This is a genomic window from Desulfovibrio sp. SGI.102 (assembly GCF_050314315.1).
Lineage (GTDB): Bacteria > Desulfobacterota > Desulfovibrionia > Desulfovibrionales > Desulfovibrionaceae > Desulfovibrio.
On record NZ_JBNPNC010000140.1, the window covers coordinates 1 to 389 of the forward strand.

The following is a 389-nucleotide window of genomic DNA, read 5'->3' on the forward strand; positions in this document are numbered from 1 at the left end:
CCTGTACTATCTGCCACGTTGGCCGGGGTCATATTGACGAGCAGGAGACGACCGTCGGAATCCACTGCTACATGCCGTTTTCTACCAACGATCTTCTTGTGGGCATCGATCCCACGATCCGAAGCATGTGGGGCCTTCACTGACTGGCTGTCCAGGACTGCAAGAGAAGGGGCGAGAGTCTTTTTCTGGCGATGCCGGTCGAGCATGGTACAAATATCGAGTATCGTTGCAAAGAGGAAACGCCTCATCAGTCGTCGAAACCACCAGTAGACAGTTTGCCACGGCCCGAATTCTTGCGGGAGCATCCTCCACGAACATCCAGAACGTATGAGATAGCGCAACGCATTGATGATCTCACGCAGGTCTGTTTTGCGCCTCCGACCTTCTCC

Annotated in this window: 1 protein-coding gene; it reads right to left on the reverse strand. The window is 54.2% G+C overall.

What is annotated here, in order from left to right:
• The coding region (locus ACQRCJ_RS12525; RefSeq protein ID WP_427799953.1) for an IS5 family transposase at positions 1–389 on the reverse strand (389 nt) is incomplete at both ends.